Origin of the sequence: Streptomyces spectabilis (assembly GCF_008704795.1) — a bacterium.
In the GTDB taxonomy this organism is placed as follows: Bacteria; Actinomycetota; Actinomycetes; order Streptomycetales; family Streptomycetaceae; genus Streptomyces; species Streptomyces spectabilis.
Window position 1 is genome coordinate 2,348,328 of record NZ_CP023690.1, and the last position, 20,363, is coordinate 2,368,690.

At 73.4% G+C, this 20,363-nt stretch carries 16 protein-coding genes; 11 read left to right on the forward strand and 5 right to left on the reverse strand.

Annotated features, from left to right (window positions below; genetic code table 11):
* Nucleotides 1-35: 35 nt before the first annotated feature.
* From CP982_RS10010 to CP982_RS10020, 3 genes are all read right to left on the reverse strand, one after another.
* On the reverse strand, nt 36-305 hold the full coding sequence (locus CP982_RS10010) for a hypothetical protein (protein ID WP_144002587.1): 270 nt from the start codon (nt 303-305) through the stop codon (nt 36-38).
* A gap of 116 nt (nt 306-421) precedes the next feature.
* Nucleotides 422-1,177, reverse strand: a complete 756-nt coding sequence (locus CP982_RS10015; RefSeq protein ID WP_170316629.1) for an anti-sigma factor — start codon at nt 1,175-1,177, stop codon at nt 422-424.
* 74 nt (nt 1,178-1,251) lie between these two features.
* Nucleotides 1,252-1,806, reverse strand: coding sequence for a sigma-70 family RNA polymerase sigma factor (locus tag CP982_RS10020; RefSeq protein WP_150510190.1), 555 nt, complete (start codon nt 1,804-1,806; stop codon nt 1,252-1,254).
* Between the two features lie 193 nt (nt 1,807-1,999).
* Between CP982_RS10020 and CP982_RS10025 the strand changes: the two genes are divergently transcribed.
* From CP982_RS10025 to CP982_RS10040, 4 genes are read left to right on the forward strand one after another with little or no spacing between them, the layout of a single operon-like run.
* Nucleotides 2,000-3,544 carry a DUF4331 domain-containing protein gene (locus CP982_RS10025; RefSeq protein ID WP_150510191.1) on the forward strand — a complete coding sequence of 515 codons (1,545 nt, stop codon included), beginning with the start codon at nt 2,000-2,002 and terminating at the stop codon, nt 3,542-3,544.
* Nucleotide 3,545: 1 nt separating this feature from the next.
* The gene (locus tag CP982_RS10030; RefSeq protein ID WP_229879031.1) at nt 3,546-4,889 is read left to right on the forward strand and encodes a tetratricopeptide repeat protein; all 1,344 of its coding nucleotides are present in this window, start codon (nt 3,546-3,548) and stop codon (nt 4,887-4,889) included.
* Nucleotides 4,886-6,280: an urease accessory protein UreH domain-containing protein gene (locus tag CP982_RS10035; protein ID WP_150510192.1), complete on the forward strand. Its 1,395-nt coding sequence runs from the start codon at nt 4,886-4,888 to the stop codon at nt 6,278-6,280. The genes CP982_RS10030 and CP982_RS10035 overlap by 4 nt, the downstream gene beginning before the upstream one ends.
* A gap of 42 nt (nt 6,281-6,322) precedes the next feature.
* Entirely contained in the window at nt 6,323-8,032 is a 1,710-nt protein-coding gene (locus CP982_RS10040) for a serine/threonine-protein kinase (RefSeq protein ID WP_425329806.1), read from the forward strand.
* Nucleotides 8,033-8,048: 16 nt separating this feature from the next.
* Here CP982_RS10040 and CP982_RS10045 read toward each other — a convergent pair whose 3' ends face one another.
* On the reverse strand, nt 8,049-8,870 hold the full coding sequence (locus CP982_RS10045) for an SGNH/GDSL hydrolase family protein (RefSeq protein ID WP_150510193.1): 822 nt from the start codon (nt 8,868-8,870) through the stop codon (nt 8,049-8,051).
* Nucleotides 8,871-9,103: 233 nt separating this feature from the next.
* Here CP982_RS10045 and CP982_RS10050 point away from each other — a divergent pair, with 233 nt between their 5' ends.
* From CP982_RS10050 to CP982_RS10075, 6 genes are all read left to right on the forward strand, one after another.
* Nucleotides 9,104-9,460, forward strand: coding sequence for a hypothetical protein (locus CP982_RS10050; protein WP_170316396.1), 357 nt, complete (start codon nt 9,104-9,106; stop codon nt 9,458-9,460).
* 34 nt (nt 9,461-9,494) lie between these two features.
* The gene (locus CP982_RS10055) at nt 9,495-10,598 is read left to right on the forward strand and encodes a GNAT family N-acetyltransferase (RefSeq protein ID WP_150510195.1); all 1,104 of its coding nucleotides are present in this window, start codon (nt 9,495-9,497) and stop codon (nt 10,596-10,598) included.
* Between the two features lie 430 nt (nt 10,599-11,028).
* Nucleotides 11,029-11,925 carry a glycosyltransferase family 2 protein gene (locus tag CP982_RS10060; protein ID WP_150510196.1) on the forward strand — a complete coding sequence of 299 codons (897 nt, stop codon included), beginning with the start codon at nt 11,029-11,031 and terminating at the stop codon, nt 11,923-11,925.
* On the forward strand, nt 11,922-12,929 hold the full coding sequence (locus CP982_RS10065; protein WP_150510197.1) for a glycosyltransferase family 2 protein: 1,008 nt from the start codon (nt 11,922-11,924) through the stop codon (nt 12,927-12,929). Before CP982_RS10060 ends, CP982_RS10065 begins: the two co-directional genes overlap by 4 nt.
* Nucleotides 12,926-13,729: a polysaccharide deacetylase family protein gene (locus tag CP982_RS10070; RefSeq protein WP_150510198.1), complete on the forward strand. Its 804-nt coding sequence runs from the start codon at nt 12,926-12,928 to the stop codon at nt 13,727-13,729. The genes CP982_RS10065 and CP982_RS10070 overlap by 4 nt, the downstream gene beginning before the upstream one ends.
* The gene (locus CP982_RS10075; RefSeq protein ID WP_150510199.1) at nt 13,722-17,681 is read left to right on the forward strand and encodes a lipopolysaccharide biosynthesis protein; all 3,960 of its coding nucleotides are present in this window, start codon (nt 13,722-13,724) and stop codon (nt 17,679-17,681) included. The genes CP982_RS10070 and CP982_RS10075 overlap by 8 nt, the downstream gene beginning before the upstream one ends.
* 24 nt (nt 17,682-17,705) lie before the next feature.
* Here CP982_RS10075 and CP982_RS10080 read toward each other — a convergent pair whose 3' ends face one another.
* Nucleotides 17,706-19,130, reverse strand: coding sequence for a GH39 family glycosyl hydrolase (locus CP982_RS10080; RefSeq protein WP_150510200.1), 1,425 nt, complete (start codon nt 19,128-19,130; stop codon nt 17,706-17,708).
* A 133-nt stretch (nt 19,131-19,263) separates the two neighbouring features.
* On the opposite strand from CP982_RS10080, the gene CP982_RS10085 reads away from it, so the two are divergent.
* Nucleotides 19,264-20,358 carry a DUF5925 domain-containing protein gene (locus tag CP982_RS10085; protein WP_150510201.1) on the forward strand — a complete coding sequence of 365 codons (1,095 nt, stop codon included), beginning with the start codon at nt 19,264-19,266 and terminating at the stop codon, nt 20,356-20,358.
* The last annotated feature ends 5 nt before the right edge of the window (nt 20,359-20,363 follow it).

A 20,363-nucleotide genomic window follows, 5' to 3' on the forward strand; every position in this document is an offset into this window, starting at 1 on the left:
CCCCCGAGCGAGGCCAGAGGCGCCCGCGCCCGAGGTCAGTGGCCGCCGAACAGCGAGCGGCGCAGTCTGCGCAGCGGTGCGAACAGCGAGACACGGCGCACCTGCGCGCGCTTGCCGCCCCGCTCGTGCGCGGCGTCACGCGAGGTCAGCTCACGCATCAGCAGGGTGGCCTCGGCCGACTCGCGCTGCGGGACGGCGGGGCCGCCCAGCACCGAGAGATGACGGTCGAGGCGCCTACTGCTCGCGCCGCTCCCACAAGTGATCGCAGGGACCCTCGCCCTGCTGCGCACTGTTATCTGTTCCATGTCACTCCCCACCCGTACGAGGGCACCCGGCCCAGGGCAGGTTAACCCTATCGCCCCACCATGACACTCGTGTATCCCGGTGGCGGGATTCACCTTCCCCACAAGGAGGTTGACGGTTACTCTCCGAATCCAACTGATTCCAGGGCGAGTTGGGCCAGCGGCTCACTGGTGGGCTGCGTGGAGCCGCCATCGGGTTCCATGGTGACAGCGAGTGATCTCGCTCGGGTGCTGAGATCCTTCGCGACCACCGGCGTTTCGCCATCGAGCAGCCCGAGTGACCGGGGCGCGGACCCGGCGCGCATCACCCACAGTTGATGCGCGCGCCCGTCCGGGGGCCTGCCGAGGCCCGTGACGCTCACCACGGCCCGTCGCTCCGCACGGGACGCGACCACGGCGATGCCGCGCCCCCGCGCGTCCCTGCCGGTGCTCGCGCGGGCGTCGGGCGCGGCCAGGACGTGGGCGATCTCACGTGCGGCGGCCCGCTCGTCGCTCAGCTCGCCGTCGGTGCGGGCCAGCGCGAGGGCGAGGAAGCCGACGGCGACGAGGGCGAGCACGGCGGCCGACGCGGCGAGCGCGAGCAGGGCCCGGCCGGGGGCGCGGCGCGGCGGCGCGAGCGGCGGTTCGGGCCCGGGCCCCGGCACGGGCCGCCGCTCGACGGGCTCCTGTGCCGTGGTGCGCACGGCGGCGAGTATGCGCTCCCGCAGGTCCTCGGGGGCGGGGACGGAGGCCGCGCGCGCCAGGCGCACCGTGTCGGCGGCCAGCGCGCGCACCTCATCCGTGCATCGGGCGCAGGTGGCGAGGTGCTTCTCGAAGCGGCGGGTCTCGTCCGGGTCGAGGGCGTCGAGCGCGTACGGCACGGCGAGGGAGTGCATGGAGTGCAGCGGCCCGAGCCGGAGGTCGCTCGCGTACCGGCGCAGGCGGCGCAGCGGTCCGGTTTCCGCAGGGCTCATGCGGCGGCGCCCAGACAGTCGCGCAGCCGCAGCAGGCCGTCGCGCATGCGGGTCTTGACGGTGCCGAGCGGCACGGACAGGCGCCGGGCGACCTCGCGGTAGGTGTAGCCGTCGTAGTAGGCGAGCGTGAGCGCCTGGTGCTGGAGGTCGGTCAGGCGCTCCAGGCAGCGGCGCACCCACTCGCGCTCCAGACTGCCCTCCACCTCCTCGGCGACCTGGTCGAAGGCCGGTCCTTCGCCGCGGTGGGCGGCGCGCCGCTCGCGGTCACCGGCGGCGCGGGCGCTGCGCACCCGGTCCACGGCCCTGCGGTGGGCGAGGGTGAGGATCCAGGACAGGGCCGTGCCCCGCGCCGGGTCGAAGCGGCCCGCCGTGCGCCACAGTTCGAGCAGCACCTCCTGGGCCACCTCCTCGGACTGCGCCGGGTCCCTGAGCACGCGCCGCACCAGGCCGTAGACAGGCCCGGACACCAGCGCGTACAGGTCCTCGAAGGCCTTGTGGTCGCCACCGGCCACCCGTGGCAGCAGTTCGTCCGCGTCCACCCGCTCCCCCACTCTCCCGGCTTCCCGGGCGCTCAATTCTGGCCTCGGTCGGGATTCGGTGCGAGTCCCCGGACCGGATTGGCGCGCCGCCGCGGGATTGCCCGGCCGCGGGCCAATCCGCGGCCGCCCCGGCGCCGAATGGCATGCGTCAGGCGGGCGGCGCGGTCAGCGCGCGGCCCGTACCGCCGAAGTGAGGACGGACGCGATGACAGCAGTCGTCACGAACCGCGCGAGGCGCCGGGGGATCCGTGGCGTCGCCGCGCTGGTCTGTGGGGCGCTGGCCGCAGGGGGGCTCGCAGCCGCCGGGGTCAGCACGCTCCGACCGGAGGCCGCGAGCGCCTCCAGCCACCGGGAGGCCCCGCTGATCTCGGGGCAGCCGCAGTACGACAACACCGATGTGTACGCCTTCGTCAGCCCCGACCGGCCGGACACGACGACGATCGTCGCCAACTGGACGCCGTTCGAGGAGCCGGCGGGCGGCCCGACCTTCTATCCCTTCCCCGAGGACGCCCAGTACGACGTGCACATAGACAGCGACGGCGACGCGCAGGGCGATCTGCTCTACCGCTGGACGTTCGACACGCGCACGAAGAACGGGGACACCTTCCTCTACAACACCGGTCAGGTCACGAGCCTGGACGACCCCGACCTGAACGTGACGCAGACGTACGACATCGACCTGCTGCGGCTGAAGGACCAGAAGGTCGTCTCGACCAAGAAGGTCGCCGACGACCTGCCCGTCGCCCCTTCGCACGTCGGCAAGGCGTCCATGCCCGACTACGGCAAGCTGCGCGACCAGGCGGTGCGCAAGCTCCCCGGCGGGAGCACCGCGTACGCCGGGCAGGCCGACGACCCCTTCTTCCTGGACCTCAGGGTCTTCGACCTGCTGTACGGGGGCGACCTGTCGGAGGTCGGCCGGGACACGCTCGCCGGGTACAACGTGAACACCGTGGCCCTCCAGGTGCCGTCCGCCGAGCTGCGGCAGTCGCAGAAGCAGCCGGTCGTCGGCGTCTGGTCGACGACGCAGCGCAAGAACGCGGCGGGCAAGTGGACCCAGGTGTCCCGGCTCGGCGCGCCGCTGGTGAACGAGGTCGTCGTCCCGATGAAGGACAAGGACAAGTTCAACGCCTCGTCCCCGTGGAACGACGCGGACTTCCTGCCGTACGTCACCAAGCCGGAACTGCCGCGGCTCATCGAGTCCATCTACAAGATCAAGGCGCCCAAGGAACCGCGCAAGGACCTGGTGTCGGTGTTCCTCACCGGCGTGAAGGACCTCAACCAGCCGCCCGGCGTGCGGCCCGCCGAGGCGCTGCGCCTCAACACGGCCGTCAAGCCCGCCGCGTCGCCCAAGCGGCTCGGCGTCCTCGACGGCGACAACGCGGGCTACCCCAACGGGCGGCGGCTCGCCGACGACGTCGTGGACATCTCCCTCCAGGTCGTCGAGGGCGAACTCGTGGGCCAGAAGAACGACTTGGGTGACGCCGTGGACACCAACGACCAGGCCTTCGGGAAGTCCTTCCCGTACGTGGCGCTGCCCACGGCCGGGTCGCGGGGACCGGTGGCCGAGAAGGGCACCTCCGCGCGGGACGCCCTCGCCGGCGGGGCGCGGCCCATGGACGCCCCCGGTTCGTCGGGCTCCGACGACACCGTCCTGATCGCGTCCTCCGCCGCGGGCGGCGTCGGGGTGCTGCTCGTCGCCTGCGGGCTCCTGTGGTGGCGGCGCACCCGGGCCGTGGCCGGGGGTGCCTGAGGTGAACCACGTCTCCGGGCGCGGGCTCTTCGTCGCCGTCGCCCTCGCGGTCGCGCTGACCGGTGGGGCGCTGGCGCTCGGCGGGGTGCCCTCGGACTCGGGTGAGGGGCGGCCGTCAGCGGCGGCCGCCCCGCCCGGCGCGCGGGGCCGCGCGCCGGACGCCTCCTGGAACCGGCTGCTCGCCGCCGACCTGGACCGCGGCGTGGCCTCGCTCCGGGCGCGCCTGCGCGCCCAGCCCAAGGACGTCCGGTCCTGGTCTGCCCTCGGCACCGCCTACGTCGAGCAGGCCCGGCTGCGCGGCGACCCGTCCCGCTACGCGGAGGCCGAGCGGGCCCTGCGGCGCGCGCTCGCGCTGCGCCCCGACGACGACTCCGCGCTCGCCGGGCGGGCCGCGCTCGCCGCCGCCCGGCACGACTTCGGCGGCGCCCTGCGGTACGCGGAGCGGGCGCTCGCCGTGAACCCGTACCACGAGGGGGCGCTGGCCTCCCGCGTCGACGCGCTCGTCGAGCTGGGCCGCTACGACCGGGCGGCGAGGGCCGTGCGGGAGGCCGACGCGCGCCGCCCCGGCGTCCCCGTCTTCACCCGGTACGCGTACGTGGAGGAGTTGCGCGGCGACGTGGCCGGTGCCCGGCGCGTGCTGCGCCGGGCCGCGACGGCGGCGCGGTCCCCCGGGGACGTCGCGTACGTCGCCACGGCGCTGGCGCAACTTGCGTGGCGCCAGGGCGAGTACGGCGCGTCCCTGCGGCACTGCGCGGCCGCGCTGCGGGCCGACCCCGGGAACCTCGCGGCCCTGGAGACGCGGGGGCGCGCCAGGGCCGCGCGCGGCGAGACGGACGCCGCCGTCGCCGATCTGCGGGCCGTCGTCGCCCGCAGGCCGCTGCCCGGGGCGCTCGTGGCCCTGGGGGAGCTGTACGACGCCCGGGGGGACGGGGCGCGCGCCCGCGAGCAGTACTCGCTGATCGACTCCTGGGTGCGGCTCGCCCGCGCGCACGGCGTCAATCCCGATCTCGACACGGCGCTCGCCGCCGCGGACCACGGCGACCGGGCCGTGGCGCTGCGCACGGCGCGCGACGAGTGGGAGCGGCGGCACACCGTGCACACGGCGGACGCGCTGGCCTGGGCGCTGCACGTCAACGGGCGTGACCGGGAGGCCCTGCGGTACGCGCGGCGCGCGACCGGCACGGGGGTGCGCGACGCGTCCTTCCTCTACCACCGAGGCGTCATCGAGTCGGCGCTCGCGCCCGGGGCGGGCCATGAGTGGCTGCGAGCCGCGCTCGACCTCAACCCCGGGTTCTCGCCCCGGGGCGCCGCCGAGGCGCGACGACTCCTGGGGGTGTCCCGATGACCGCGCCTGCGGCCCGGCCGCGCTGGGCCCGGCGAGGGCTCGTCGTGCTCGCCCTCGTCCTGGGCACGGCCGCGCCCGCCCAGGCCCACCCCCTGGGGAACTTCACCGTCAACCAGTACGACGGGCTGCGCCTTGCCCCGGGCCGGCTCCACGTCGAGCACGTGGAGGACCTCGCCGAGATCCCGGCCGCGCAGGCGAAGCCCGCCATCGACCGGGAGGGAAGGGCCCGTTGGGCGCGGGAGCGGTGCCGTGCGGCGGCCGCGCACAGCCGGGTGGACGTGGGCGGGCGGCCGCTGGCCCTGCGCGCGGCCGCTGCCGCCGCCCGCCTCCGTCCGGGCGAGGCGGGCCTGCCCACCGTCCGCGTCGAGTGCCGCCTCACGGCCCCCCTGCCGCCCGGCGCCCTCGCGTTGCGCTTCCGCGCCGCGTCCCAGGCCGTCCCGGGCTGGCGGGAGATCACCGCGCGCGGGGACCGCATGACCCTCAGCGGATCGAGCGTGCCGCGGGAGTCCCGCTCCGGGCGCCTCACCCGCTACCCGTCCGGCGCCTCGTCGCCCGAAGCGGTCTCCGCCGCCCTGCGCGCACGCCCCGGCGGCCCCGCCCTCGCTGACGAGCCGCCGCCGGCTCCCGGCTCCGCCCTGCCGCGCGCCGCGACCGACGCCCTCACGGGCCTGGTGGCCCGGCACGACCTCACCCCGGCCTTCGCGGCGCTCGCGCTCGGCACCGCCCTGCTGCTCGGCGCCCTGCACGCGCTCGCGCCCGGGCACGGCAAGACCCTGATGGCCGCGACCGCTGCCGCGCGCGGCAGCGCGTCGCCGCGGGACGTGCTGCCGCTCGCCGCGTCGGTGACGGTCACGCACACCCTCGGCGTGGTGGTGCTCGGCCTGCTCGTGGCGGGCGGCTCGGCGGCCGCGCCCTCGGTCGTCGCATGGCTGGGCGTGGCCAGCGGGGCCCTGGTGACGGGCGCGGGCGCGCTCCTCGTACGGCGGGCCTGGCGCCGCAGACGCGGAAGCCCTCACCCTCACCACCACTCGCACCCGCACACCCACTCCCACTCCCACCCGCCGCCCACCCTGCGCGGCACGCTCCTGCTCGGCTTCGCCGGGGGCCTCGTGCCCAGTCCCTCCGCCGTCGTCGTGCTCGTGGGCGCCGCCGCCCTCGGCGAGGCGTGGTTCGGCCTCCTGCTCGTCCTCGCGTACGGGGCAGGGCTCGCCGTCACGCTGACGGCGGCCGGGTTCCTCGTGGTGCGGCTCGGCTCGTTCGCCGGGCGCCGCCTGGGCCGCGGCCGCGCGCCGGGCCTCGCGCGCCGCGTCGCCCCGCTGGGCTCCGCCTGCGTGGTCCTCGCACTTGGGTGCGGATTGGTGGTCAAGGGGGCTGCAACCGCGCTCGGTTGAGCTACTTTTGTGGAGAATCGCACGGCTGCGAATGGGGGGACCGTGACCGGTCAGGCGCGCGTGATCGCGGAGCGTTACCGCCTTCTCTCCCCGCTCGGCGAGGGCGGCATGGGCACGGTGTGGCGGGCCCGGGACGACGTGCTCGGCCGCGAGGTCGCGGTCAAGGAGGTCCGCGCGCCCGCGGGCCTCCCGGCGAGCGAGGTGGAGCGGCTGTACGCGCGCCTGGAGCGGGAGGCCTGGGCCGCCGCCCGCATCCCCCACCGGAACGTGGTCACGGTGTACGACGTGGCGCGCGAGGAGGGCCGCCCCTGGATCGTCATGGAGCTGGTCCGCGGCCTGGCCCTGTCCGACGTCCTGGAGGCCGAGGGGCCGATGACGCCGCAGCGGGCCGCACGGATCGGCGCCGAGGTCCTCGGCGCGCTCCGGGCCGCCCACGGCGCGGGCGTCCTGCACCGCGACGTGAAGCCGGGCAACGTCCTGCTCGGCAACGACGGCCGCGTCGTCCTGACGGACTTCGGCATCGCGATGGTGGAGGGCAGCTCGGCCCTGACGATGACGGGCGAGGTCGTCGGCTCGCCCGAATTCCTCGCGCCGGAGCGGGCGTTGGGGCAGCGTCCGGGCCCCGAGTCCGACCTGTGGTCGCTCGGCGTCCTGCTGTACGCGGCGGTGGAGGGCGTGTCGCCGTTCCGGCAGGACACCCCGCTGAGCACGCTGCGCGCGGTGGTCGACGAGGAGCTGCCGCCGCCGCACGGCGCCGGACCGCTGGCGCCGGTCATCGAGGGCCTGCTCCGCAAGGACCCCGCCGAGCGCACCACGGCCGACGTCGCCGAGCGCGATCTGCGGCTGATCGCGGAGGGCCACCCGCCGAGCAGCCACCAGGACGTTCCGTACGCGCCGACGGTGGTCTCCCACCAGCGGCCCGACGCCACTCCGCCCCCACCGCCGCCACCCGGCGGGTACGCGGCGGCGTCCGCGGCCACCGCGGGCGGCCCGCACGGCGGCACGACCGCGACGACCACGCCCGGGGCGCCCCGCTCGCGCCGCACGGCCGCGGTCCTCGTCGCGGGCGCCGCCGCGCTGGTGCTCGCCATCGGCGGCATCACGTACGCCCTCGTCAACGACGACGGGAACGGCGAGGGCGACGAGGGCGGCGGCAGCGCGTCCGGCGCCGACGCGGGCGGCACCGGAGGCAGCGGCTCCGGAGGCGACGGCGGCGGGAGCGGCGGCAGCGGCAGCGGAGGCTCCGACGGTGGCGGCAGCGGCGGCGGGTCCAGCAGCGGCGGCGGCACCGACGGCGGGGGCTCCAAGGGCGGTTCGACGAACGGCGGCTCCGCCCACGGCGGGGGCACCGGCGGCACCACCAAGCCCCCGCCCCAGTCCGTGCGCGTCTCCCTCACCGGCCACGGCACGGAGTACGAGGGGCCCTGCCCGCCGTCGCAGGGGCCCTCGTTCACGGCGACGTTCACGGTCGGGCGGGCCCCGGTGACCGTCGAGTACCGCTGGGTCACCGCCGAGGGCGAGTCCGGCGACCCGGGCTGGAAGTCGCTCTCGTTCCCGGCCGCGGGCGGCAGGACGAGACAGGTCAACCACACGGAGCTGCCGGGCACGACGAGCGGGACGTACCACAACGAACTCAGCGTGGAGGTCCGCTCGCCCGCGTCGGCCACGTCCAACTCCGTGGCGTACTCCGTGACGTGCGAGGAGGAGCCCACGACCGGCGGGGGCTCCTCCTCTTCCTATTCGGCCTCCTAGGCCCGCGGGCCCGGCCTCAGGACGCGGTCCTGCTGAAGACGGGCAGATAGCCGCCGGACTGGCCCGCGGCGGTCGGGTGGTACGACTCGCCGATGTTGGTCCACACGACGCTGTGCAGCCACGGGGCGCCGGAGCAGATCTCGTGCCCGGCGAACGTGGTGGTGACGTCGCCGAAGGCGAAGCCGTGGTCGGCGGCGCGCTTGGCGAGCGCCGCGTTCAGATGGTCGGCGCCGCCGTTGATGGCGGTGCGCTCGCGCTCGGAGAGACCGGCGAGGCAGCTGCCGCCGAGCTTGTAGAAGCGGGGGTAGCCGAGGACGACGACGCGGGCGGACGGTGACTTGCTCTTGATCGCCGTGTACACGCGGTCGAGTTTGCCGGGCAGGGTCGAGTCGACGTACGCCTTGGCCTGGTTGACGCGCGCCACGCAGTTGTCCTCGGACTGCAGGACACAGGTCGTCATGACGTCGCTGAAGCCCGCGTCGTTGCCGCCGACGGTGATCGAGACGAGGCCGGTGCCGGAGTTGAGCGGCCCCATCTGGCTCGCGAGCACGTCGTCGGTGCGCGCGCCGGAACAGGCCGTGAAGCTGAAGCCGGAGGGCGCGTTGGCCGCGGCCCACAGCGCCGGGAAGGCGCGGGTGCTGCGCTTGCAGCTGCCGCTGCCGCTGTCGTAGTTGCCCGCGCCGACGCCGGACGAATAGGAGTCCCCGAGCGCCACATAGGTGGGGGCCGCGCTCTGTCGGTCGCCGGAGTCGGCGTGCGCGGCGCCCACCCCGGTGAGGGTGGCAGCCGCGGCGAGAAGGAGCGAGGAAGCGTATGCCGCGAAACGGGACAATCTCATGGAACCTCCCTAAAGGATTTCCGCCTCGACAGTGGTAGCACCGCACCACCCGCCGTAGATAGTGTTCATGACAATCAATTCTTCAGTAATTCCCCTGCCCGCCCTGGGAGTTCACCGATCATCCGTCGGGGTGACGGCGAACATCTGCCCGCTCCCGGGGCGTCTTGACGAGCCGCCGTCCGCTGCGCCACATTGAAGCCCGGCATCCGGCGCTTCGGGGGGCAAAGTCGCCAATGCAGACCATCGGGCTCAAGTCGTCACGCAGGGATCTGCGGCCGCTGCTCGCGGGAGCGGCCGCCACGGCCGCGTGCGTCGGGGCGCTGTTCGCGCTGCTCGACCTCTCCTCGCCGGTGCGCGGCCCCCTGACCCTCTTCTTCCTCGTCGCCGCCCCCGCCGCCGCGGTCGCGCACTGGCTGCGGGGACTCGACCTCTGGGGCCGTGCCCTCGCCTCCGTCTCGGCGGCGATCGTGGTCGACCTGCTGGTCGCCCAGGCCATGCTGGCCCTGCACGTGTGGTCGGTCCGCGGTGGTGTCGCGGCGGTCGCGGGGATCAGCTCGGCCATCTTCCTGTCGGCACTGGCGCGGCGTTAGCGCCACCGCGCCCCGAGGAGACGGACTTCTTGTCGTGGAGATCACCGTCCACCGCCCCGGCGAACTCACCGCGGCGGACCGGGCGGCCTGGACCGCCCTGCAGTCCAAGGCCCATCTGAACGGCTCGCCGAACCTCGCGAACCCCTTCCTCTCCCCCGAGTTCACGCTCGCCGTGGCCCGGGTGCGGCGCGACGTGCGGATCGCGGTCGTCCGGGAGGACGGCGAGCCCGCCGCGTTCTTCCCGTACCAGAGATCCCTGACCGGGGTCGGCCGCGCCGTCGGCCTCGGCGTCTCCGACAGCCAGGGCATCGTGCACCGGCCGGGCTTCACCTGGGACGCCCGTCACCTCCTGCGCGCCTGCGGCCTGGTGATGTACGAGTACGACCACCTCGTGGACAGCCAGCCGGCGTTCGAGGCCGGGGCCACCGGCTCCTACGCCTCCCCCGTCCTGGATCTCGACCAGGGCTACGACGCCTACCTCGGCCATCTGCGCAGCCATGCGCCGAAGTTCCTGCGCAGCACCCGCGCCAAGGGCCGCAAACTCGCCCGCGACCACGATGCGGTACGCTACGTACACGACGAGCGTGACCCCAAGGCGCTGCGCACGCTGATGGCCTGGAAGTCCGCGCAGTACCGCAGGACCGGCCGCAGCGACCGCTTCGCGCACGCCTGGATCACCCAGCTGGTGCACCAGCTCTTCCACACCCGCTCGGAGACCTTCCAGGGGCTGCTCTCCGTGCTCTACGCCGGCGACGCGCCGGTCGCCGCGCACTTCGGGCCGCGCACCGAGCGCGTGCTCTCCTGCTGGTTCCCGGCCTACGACCCGGCGTTCGCGAAGTACTCGCCCGGCCTGCTGCTGCATCTGCACATGGCCGAGGCGGCCGCCGCCGACGGCATCGCCCACCTCGATCTCGGGCGCGGCCAGAAGCAGTACAAGGACTCCCTCAAGACACGGGAACTGACCGTGTCCGAGGGGTGGGTGGCGCTGCGCCACCCCATGGCTCTCGGCCATCGTGCGCATCGCGCGCCGGTCCGGGCGCTGCGCAACACCGTCGTATCCCGACCGGAATTGTTCGAACCGGCGGATCGCCTGCTCAAGGGCCTGGGAAAGATCCGTTCCCGGCGTCGGAAAGAGTGAGAAGCGCTCAGGAAGCGCCAGGGAACGTCAGAGAAGAGCCAGTGAACAGGGCACATCCAAAGTGTCCTAAGACAACGGTCAATTTATCGAAAACGTGAGACCTCGTTCCAGGTCTTGCCATACGGTCGCAAGCATCAATACCGTCGTACATCCACCCGCAACGGTCCATCGGCAGTCGGTCAAGGGGAGGGCTCAAGACCGCGATGGTCCCGGCGCGGGGCGCGGTTGGGGGGTGCCCGTGCCCGGTGACCACAAGTCGTCCGGGTCACGTGCCGCGTAGTCATGCCAGCTCACCCGGGCGTGTCCCGGGGCTCACCGCACAAGGTGGGCTCCGCCATGACCGAAGGTGAGAACCCCCCCTTTCGAACCGGACCCACAACCGGACCGCCCGGGGGCGGGCGGTCCACCGGACGAGAGGGACCAGAGACTCATGAGTTCCGTTGTGCGCCCGTTCAATTCGGGCCAAGATCCTTTAATCGACCCTTCGAAGAACGGCTCCGCCGCGAAGTCGGCGCGGCCGTCCACGACCAAAAGCGGATTGCCCGCCATTCCGAGCCAGCACCAATACCGGCCGGTCTCCTCACACCTGGCGATTGCGCCTCCGGTGAGCATCGTGATTCCCGCGATGAACGAAGCGGAGAATCTTCCCTATGTGTTCAAGACCCTGCCCGAGTGGATCCATGAAGTCGTCCTCGTGGACGGCAATTCCACGGACGACACGGTCAAGGTCGCGCGCGAGCTGTGGCCGGACGTGAAGGTCGTCCGGCAGCTCGGCAAGGGCAAGGGCGACGCGCTCATCACCGGCTTCGAGGCGTGCACCGGCGACATCATCGTGATGGTCGACGCGGACGGCTCGGCCGACGGCCACGAGATCGTCTCCTACGTCTCCGCGCTCGTCTCCGGCGCCGACTTCGCCAAGGGCTCCCGGTTCGCCAACGGCGGCGGCACGGACGACATGACGCTCATCCGCAAGCTCGGCAACTTCGCCCTGTGCGCGGTCGTGAACGCCAAGTTCGGCGCCCGGTACACGGACCTGTGCTACGGCTACAACGCCTTCTGGCGGCACTGCCTCGACAAGATCGAGCTCGACTGCACCGGCTTCGAGGTCGAGACGCTGATGAACATCCGCGTCGTCAAGGCGGGGCTCAAGGTCCAGGAGATCCCGAGCCACGAGTACCTGCGCATCCACGGCGTGAGCAATCTCCGCGCGGTGCGCGACGGCCTGCGGGTGCTCAAGGTGATCCTCACCGAGCGCTCCAACAGGCGTACCCAACGGCGGAGCACACGCGCCGCCGCCCTCTCGGCGGGCCAGGGAGAGGTTTCTTGATCACTATCTCGGTGGTCATCTGCGTGTACACCGAGGACCGCTGGGAGGACATCCTCTCGGCGGTCGCCTCGGTCCGGGCGCAGTCCCGCCCGGCGCACGAGACCCTCCTCGTGGTCGACCACAACACATCGCTGCGAGAACGCCTCGCCAAGGAGTACAAGGAGGCGCCGCACGTGCGGGTGCTCGCGAACGCGGGCCCCCGCGGCCTGTCCGCGGGCCGCAACACCGGCATCGCCGCGTCCGGCGGCGAGGTCATCGCCTTCCTCGACGACGACGCGGTCGCCGAGCGCGACTGGCTGCTGCGCTTCGCCGAGGCCTACGACGACCCGCAGGTGTTCGCCGTCGGCGGCGCCACCCGGCCGGTGTGGGCCTCGCGGCGCAGGCCCGCCTGGTTCCCCGAGGAGTTCGACTGGGTCGTCGGGTGCATGTACCGGGGCCACCCGACCGGCCGGGTGCGGGTGCGCAACGTGCTCGGCGGCAACGCCTCCTTCCGGCGCACCGCCTTCGAGTCCGCAGGCGGCTTCGCCACCGGCATCGGCCGCGACGGCGACAAGCGCCCGCTGGGCTGCGAGGAGACGGAGCTGTGCATCCGGCTCACCCGCGCCCGGCCGGACGCCGTGCTGCTCATCGACGACCGGGCGGTCATCCACCACCGGGTGCCCGCCGCCCGCGAGCGGTTCCGCTACTTCCGCACCCGCGCCTACGCCGAGGGGCTCTCCAAGGCCCTGGTGGCCCGCAGCGTGGGGGCGGACAAGGGCCTGGAGTCCGAGCGGCGCTACACCACGCGGGTGCTGCCCGCCGGGGTGGGGCGCGGTCTGCGGGACGCGCTGCTCGGCCGCCCCGGCGGCGCGGGCCGCGCGGGCGCCATCGTGACGGGCGTGGTCGCGGCGGCCGGTGGGTACGTCATCGGGAGCGTTCGCGCGCGCAGGGCGGGGACGGAGTTCTCCGTCGTGGACGTGGTGGAGGGCCCCGAGGAGAGACGCAGCGAGGGGGCGACCGGATGACCCGAAGAGGGATCCCCATATTCATGTACCACTCGGTCGCGCCGCAGCCGAACGACGCGACGCACGAGCTGTCCGTGTCCCCGGAGGCGTTCGGGGAGCAGATGGAGGTGCTCCGCGCGCTCGGCTGCACCCCGCTCACCACCGCGCAGCTGGCCTGGCACTGGCGCAACCCGAGCCGGCCGCTGCCCACCCGGCCGGTCCTGATCACCTTCGACGACGGCTACGAGGGCGTGCACCGGCACGCCATGCCCGTGCTCGCCAAGCAGGGGTTCGCCTCGACGCTGTTCATCGCGACGGGCTGGCTGCGCGGCACGTACGACACCGGGGGCGGCCTCGACACCATGCTCACCTGGGACCAGGTGCGCGACCTCGCCGAGTCCGACGTGGAGATCGGCGGGCACAGCCACACCCATCCGCAGCTCGACCAGCTCTCGGACGACGCCCTGTGGTTCGAGGTGATCCGCTGCAAGGAGATCCTGGCGGCCGAACTCGGCTCCCCGCCGGTGTCGTTCGCCTACCCGTACGGCTACTCCAGCCGCCGGGTGCGGCGCACGGTGCGGGGCGCCGGGTTCTGCCAGTCGCTCGCCGTGGGGAACACCCTGGCACGCAGAGGCCAGGGCCCGTACGCGCTGCGCCGGGTGACGGTGCGGCGCAGTACGGGCCCGGAGGAGTTCGAGCGGCTCGCCGAGGGCCGTTCGATCACCCGGACCTTCGCCGGGGACCGGGTCCTCACCAAGGGATACGCGATAGTCCGCCGTTGCCAACAAGCCCGCCGGAAGGCAGCTCGCTCCCGTGTCTGACACGACCACCGCACAGGCAGAGGTCACTGGGACCACCAGCAGTACCGGCGGCGCACCGCCGACCGGCGGAAAGGAGAGAAGGTCCCGGAGGATGCGTCTGCCAGGGGCGGGCGGGGGCAGCCCGCTGTTCCGCAACGCGTACGCGCTCATGCTGAACACCGGCATTTCCGGTCTGCTCGGCCTGGGCTTCTGGCTGGCCGCCGCGCGCTACTACTCGGAGTCGGCGGTCGGCCAGGGCTCGGCGGCCATCGCGGCGATGAAGCTCCTCGCGGGCGTCACCGCCGTGACGCTCACGGGCGCCCTCGCGCGCTTCATCCCGGTGGCGGGCCGCGCCACCGGAAAGCTCATCTTCCGCACCTACGCGGGCAGTTCGGTCATCGTCGGGTTCGTGGCGCTGCTCTTCCTGTTCACGCTCGACCTGTGGGGCCCCTCGTACCGCTTCCTGCACGGGCCGCTCGCCGGGATCGGCTTCGTCGCGGCGGTCGTGGCCTGGTGTCTGCTCACGCTCCAGGACGGCGTGCTCACGGGCCTGCGCAGCGCGTTCTGGGTGCCGGTGGGCAACACCGTGTTCTCCGTGGTCAAGCTCGTCCTGCTGATCGCCCTCGCCGCGGCCATCCCGACGGCCGGGGTATTCGTGTCGTGGGTGGCCGCCATCGCCCTGTCGGTGGTGCCGCTCGGCTGGCTGGTGTTCCGGCGCCTCGTGCCGCGCCACGTGCGGGTCACCGAGGGCAAGGCGCAGCCGCCGTCGATGCGCGAGATAGGGCGCTTCCTCGCCGGTGACTACACGGGCTCGCTGTTCTCGCTCGCCGTGGTGTACCTGGTCCCGGTGATCGTCGCCTCGCAGGTCAGCTCCGAGGACAACGCGTACTTCTACATCACGACGACCATCGCGGGCACCATGAACCTGCTGGCGATCAACATGGGTGCCTCGCTGACCGTCGAGGGGGCGCACGACCCGGCGCGGCTCGCCGCGAACACCCGCGCGGCGCTGCGCCGCATGCTGCGGATCATGCTGCCGATCTGCGCGATCACCTTCCTGGGCGCGCCCTACATCCTGCACGTGTTCGGGCAGGGCTACTCCGAGGCGGCGACACCGCTGCTGCGCTGGTTCGCGGTGGGGACGGCGCTGCGGATCGTCATGGAGACGTACTTCGCCGTCCTGCGGGCACAGAGCCGCACGTCCGGGCTTGCCTGGCTGCAGGGCCTGCTGTGCGCGCTCGTCCTCGGTCTGACCCTCGTCCTGCTGCCGCGGATGGGCCTGACGGGCGCGGGCGTCGCGGAGATCTCCAGCCTCGCGGTGATCGTGACGATCGCGGCGCCCAAGCTGTACGCGATCACGCACCGGACTCCACCGGAGGCGGCCCCGGACGGCGACCTCGCGGACCTCGGCACCTCGGACGTCCCGGTGTCACCGCAGGCCCGCCCGCAGGGCCCCGCCCTCGCCAAGGCCCCCGGGCACCAGCACGGCCCGGCGTGGGCCCTGCGCGACTCCCTCGACGCGGACACCCTGCAACTGGCCATCCACCGGGCCGACCTGGATCATCAGGAGCGCAGGCCGGACGTGCGGCCGGGCCCGGCGACGCCGGTGTTCGGCACGCGGGCGTATCCGGGTTCGGGGCACACGACGGGGGGCGGCATGGACGGGCACCGGCCCACCTGGGCCGTGGGGCGGCCGTTCGGCGGCACGCCGTCGCGCGGGACACCCGTGGAGCGCCCGGACACCGCCCGCGCCCCGGGTTCCGCCACGGGGTCGGCCGCCGTGCCGTCACCGGGGCAGGGCTCGCCCGGTTCACCGGGCATGAAGACACCGACACCCGTCACGGGCACCCCGGCCTCCCGGGGCACGGCAGGGGGCACCGCGGCGAAGTCGCCCGCGCCGCCCGCCGGTTCACCGGCGCCCGCCGCCCCCGCGCCCCCGGCGCCGCGCCGCACCGCCCCGGCCGCGTCCCGCGCCCCGCTGGTGCTCGGGCTGCTCCTCGCGCTCGCCCTCGGCCTGTACTGGGTGCCCGCGCTCGGGCTCGGCGAGGGCGACCTCGACGCGATGGGCGGGCTCGGTCTCGTCTCCGTGCTGCCGGTGCCCACGTTGGTCGGCGCGGTGCTCCTCGTGGTCGTGTTCGCCTCGCTGCTCCGTCTGGAGCGGCCCCTGACCTGGCTGCTCGCGGTGACGCTCGTCGCCACCGTGGTGTCGCTGCACGCGCTGCCCGCCGTCATCGAGACCGAGCCGCGGTTCGCGACGGCCTGGCAGCACCTGGGCTTCATGGAGTACATCGACAGGACCGGCACGGCGGCGCCCGACCTGGACGCGCGCTGGAGCTGGCCCGGGTTCTTCGCGGGCGCCACGTTCCTCGCCGAGGCCTGCGGCGTCTCGGACCTGACCGAGCTCATCCGCTGGTGGCCGCTGGCCGTCCAGCTCCTGTACCTGCCGCCGATGTTCCTGCTCACGCGCCACATGCGGGCGAGCTGGCGGGCCAAGTGGACGGGCCTGTGGCTCTTCGTCCTGAGCGGCTGGGTGGGCCAGGACTACTTCTCCCCGCAGGGCTTCACGTATCTGCTGTACATCGTCTTCGTGGCGATCCTGCTCGTGTGGTTCCGCGCGCCCCGCGTGCTCTGGTCGAAGCGGCGGCCCGGCGAGGCCGAGGTGGAGCCCGCGGACCGGCGGCAGCAGGCGGTGCTGCTCCTGGTCCTCATGGGCCTGTTCGCGGCCACGGTGCCCGCGCACCAGCTGACGCCGTTCGTGATGCTCGGCGTCGTCACGGCCCTCGTGCTCGTGCGCCGCTGCGAACTGCGGGGCCTGCCGCTGCTCTTCGGCGTCCTCGTGGTGCTCTGGCTCGGCTTCCTCGCGGAGCCGTACTGGTCGGGCCACTTCGACGAGCTGTTCGGCGGCGTCGGCGGCGTCGGCGGCAATGTGTCCTCGTCGGTCTCCGGCCGGATCGAGGGCGGCGACCCCACACACAAGCTGGTCCTGTACACGCGCGTGGCGCTCGCCGGGAGCCTGCTCGCGCTCGCCTGCTGCGGCTGGCTGCGCAGGCGCAGGCTCAAGTACCGCGAGGTGTCCCTCGTCGTCCTGGCCTTCGTGCCGTTCCTGGGCTTCGGCATGCAGAGCTACGGCGGCGAGATGGCGCTGCGCGTCTTCATGTTCGCGCTGCCGGGGGTGGCCCTCCTCGGCGGGCTCGCGCTGTTCCCGCGCACCGGCGCCACCGCCAAGGAGCGGGACCGCGACCGGGTGAGCCTCGCGCCGTACGCCGCGCTGCTCGCGGGGCTCGTCCTGGTGGGCGGCTTCCTGGTGGCCCGCTGGGGCAACGAGCCCTTCGAGCGCGTCAGGACGGGCGAGGTCGCCGCCATGGAGTACGTGTACGCGCACGACGACCCGACGGTGCGGCTGCTGTGGATGAGCAACGACACCGTCAACAACGTGACCCCGGCGATCCCCTGGGGCAAGCAGGACCCCGAGAAGGTCGAGTACGTGCCCACGCTCGCGCCGCCCGACCCGGACCTGGTGTCGGGCGTGGTGAAGGCGCTCAAGGACTCCGGACCCAACTCGTATCTGATGGTCAACCGCGGTCAGACAGTGTACCTCCAGATGGACTCGGGCTATCCGGAGCACTGGGACACCCGCCTGGTGCGGAACCTGGACAAGCGCGCGGATCTGAAGAAGGTCTTCAGCAACGCCGACGCGACGCTGTACACGCTGCGCGAGCGGCCCGACGGCGCGGTCCCGAAGGCGGACCCGGGCGCGGTCGGCCCCAAGGTGACGTGGACGCCGTGGTCGGTGGTCGGCGCCCTCGCGGTCGTGGCGCTCGTGCTGCTCCTCGCGGCGCGCGAGGTGGTGCGGGTCGCGGCCCGGCCGAGCGTGGCACAGCAGCGCTGGCTGCAGAGCAGCTTCTGGTTCTCGCTTCCGCTGCTCGCGGTGTTCCTCGCGTCGCTGATCCAGCGGTTCCTGACGATGGCGTAGCGCGCCGGGCGGGCGTGCGGCGGCTCAGCGGTCGAGCCACTTCACCCCGTACCCGGCGAGGTCGAACCGCTTGCCGTCCACCTTCGCGCTGATGGGCCGGTCGAGGGTGTTGACGACGAGGACGGTCTTGTCGTCGGCGAGGACGCGGACGTTCGGCACGTCGTCGTCGGCGACGGTGACCTTCTCGTACGTGGTGCCGGGCGGGAAGGCGGCGGAGAACCGTGCGAGCAGGTCCAGTATCGGCTCCCCGCGGCCGCCGCCGGCCTGCTGCGTCGAGTTCCACAGGCAGCCCGCGCAGTCGCCGGAGCTCTTCTGCGGGTTCCAGTAGAAGCCGCTCGTGGCGCCGCCGCGGACCAGGGCGATGAGGCCGGAGGCGTGCACGGCCACGCGGTGCGCCTCGGACCAGTCGTCGCGGTTGTCCTTGGCGTCGCCGGGTTCCACGTAGTACTCGGCCCACCACAGGGGCAGTCCTTCGGTGCGCTCGCGCAGCCAGCTGCTGACGTCCGTCAGCTTGTCCGCGGCCCCGAACTCGTCGGGGATCAGCTCGTCGTCGACCGTGTAGCTGGCGCCGTCGACGACCACGAAGTCGGCGCCCTTCTTGTTCTCGTTCCAGTAGTCGAAGGCGTCGAGGGAGCGCTGGTCCATGCGGCCCCAGGGGCCCTTCGGCTCCTTGGCGACGCCGTCGGTCTGGCGCGGGTCGACGCTGTTCATCACCACGTACGGGCCGCCGACCATGATGTCCTTGTTCACGGCCTTCAGCGCCGCGTAGACGCGGTTGTACAGCTCGGTGTAGCCCTCGTAGTCCCAGCGGTGCTCGGTGCTGTTCCAGAAGCCCTTGAGCTCGTTCCAGACGATGAAGTGCCGTACGTCCGGATAGCGCTTGGCGACGGTCGCGGCGAGCCGGGCGAAGTCGTCGAAGTGCTCGGGCTCCGGGGCGGTCTCCAGGGAGGTCTTGCTCCAGTTCGTGTTGTCGGAGCCGGACTTGCCGCCCTTCATCCAGTCGGGGGCGCAGCACAGGGTGACGACGGGCGTGCCGCCGGTGGCGCGGATGAAGTCGATGCGGCGGTCCATGGCGCCGAAGTCGTAGCGCCCCTTGACCGGTTCGGGGTTGCCCGAGCCCCAGCCCATGATGTGCTGGACCTGCGGCAGCGGGCGCGGCTTCCCCTTGAGCAGCTTCTCCGCGCGCGCGACGGCGGCGTCCTCGCCCTGGTCGGCGCTGTGCTGGGTGTGTGTGAAGCCCCAGCCGACCTCCGCCTGCCCCGGGGGCGGCGGGGCCACCGGGGTGCCGTGCACCTTGTCGCCGTCCCTCGTGGTGCCCGCGGTGCTGCCGCCGCGTTCGTCGGGCAGCGTGAGCACGGTCAGGACCAGGGCCAGAGCGGCCGCACCAACGCCGAGCAGAGCGGCGAGACGCCACTTCCGCGTATCCGAGTTCCACCCATGCCGTCGCATCGAGGGCCAGCGTAACGGCGACGATTCCCGGCCGGGCGCGTTCCGTACGAGTGTCCGGGACTCGCGCGCGACGTTCGGGTGGAGTACCGAAACCGGGGTGCACACGGAAGCTTTCGTGGCGGATCATGGCGGCATGTCTGCGAACCCTCAGGACGCCCTGCCGATCCGGCTCAACGTCGACGACAGCGACTCGCCGTCGGACGTCGTCGACGCGCTGTTCCTCGGCCGCTTCGCGACGGGCGAGCAGCCGTACTCGCACAGCGCGAACATCGACCGCGTCAAGGCCGCCTCGACGCTGCTTCCGCCGGGCGCCTCCGTGCTGCGGGCCGCCCGCGACGACGACCGCAGCGCGACGCTCGCCGAGGGCGAGGGCTGGACGCTGCTCGTCTCGCGCTGGAACCGGGGCGCGGACGTCACGGTCACGGCGACCTCCGCGGAGCTCGCCGAGCGGGTCCTGAAACAGGCCACGGACGGCGCGCAGGACGACCCGGAGCCCCAGCCGGAGGACGTGACCATGGGGTTCTGGTACGTCTCGCCGCGCCGCGGCCCGTACCGCACGACGCGGCAGATCTCCGCGGGCACGTGGTCGGAGGTGCGGCAGAACTACACCGCGCCGGTGGCCGACGCCATGGACAAGCTGATGAAGACCACGCCGGAGAACATCTCCGGGCGGCTGCTCCTGCTGCACGGGCCGCCGGGCACCGGCAAGACGTCCGCGCTGCGCACGCTCGCGCGCTCCTGGCGCGACTGGTGCCAGGTGGACTGCGTCCTCGACCCGGAGCGCCTGTTCACGGACGTCGGCTATCTGATGGACATCGCCATCGGCGAGGACGAGGGCACGGCGAAGGGCCGCTGGCGGCTGCTGCTCCTGGAGGACTGCGACGAACTGATCCGCGGCGAGGCCAAGCACACGGCGGGGCAGGCGCTCTCGCGGCTGCTCAACCTCACGGACGGGCTGCTCGGCCAGGGCCGCAACGTGCTCGTCGGGGTCACCACCAACGAGGACCTGGAGCGGCTGCACCCGGCGGTGGTGCGGCCCGGGCGGTGCCTGGCCCGGATCGAGGTGGGCGCGCTCACCCGGGCCGAGTCGGTGAGCTGGCTCGGCACGCCCGACGGCGTCTCCCGCGAGGGCGCGACCCTGGCCGAGCTGTACGCCCTGCGCCGGGGCACGACGCCCCCTTCCATCCCGGCCACCCGCGACGGCGACGACGCGGGACTGTATCTCTAGCCTCG

Bases quoted from the DNA above. Each gene is read 5' to 3' on its own strand.
- CP982_RS10010 (WP_144002587.1), bottom strand. From the start codon at position 305: ATGGAACAGATAACAGTGCGCAGCAGGGCGAGGGTCCCTGCGATCACT.
- CP982_RS10015 (WP_170316629.1), bottom strand. From the start codon at position 1,177: ATGCACTCCCTCGCCGTGCCGTACGCGCTCGACGCCCTCGACCCGGAC.
- CP982_RS10025 (WP_150510191.1), top strand. From the start codon at position 2,000: ATGACAGCAGTCGTCACGAACCGCGCGAGGCGCCGGGGGATCCGTGGC.
- CP982_RS10035 (WP_150510192.1), top strand. From the start codon at position 4,886: ATGACCGCGCCTGCGGCCCGGCCGCGCTGGGCCCGGCGAGGGCTCGTC.
- CP982_RS10045 (WP_150510193.1), bottom strand. From the start codon at position 8,870: ATGAGATTGTCCCGTTTCGCGGCATACGCTTCCTCGCTCCTTCTCGCC.
- CP982_RS10050 (WP_170316396.1), top strand. From the start codon at position 9,104: ATGCAGACCATCGGGCTCAAGTCGTCACGCAGGGATCTGCGGCCGCTG.
- CP982_RS10060 (WP_150510196.1), top strand. From the start codon at position 11,029: ATGAGTTCCGTTGTGCGCCCGTTCAATTCGGGCCAAGATCCTTTAATC.
- CP982_RS10070 (WP_150510198.1), top strand. From the start codon at position 12,926: ATGACCCGAAGAGGGATCCCCATATTCATGTACCACTCGGTCGCGCCG.
- CP982_RS10080 (WP_150510200.1), bottom strand. From the start codon at position 19,130: ATGCGACGGCATGGGTGGAACTCGGATACGCGGAAGTGGCGTCTCGCC.
- CP982_RS10085 (WP_150510201.1), top strand. From the start codon at position 19,264: ATGTCTGCGAACCCTCAGGACGCCCTGCCGATCCGGCTCAACGTCGAC.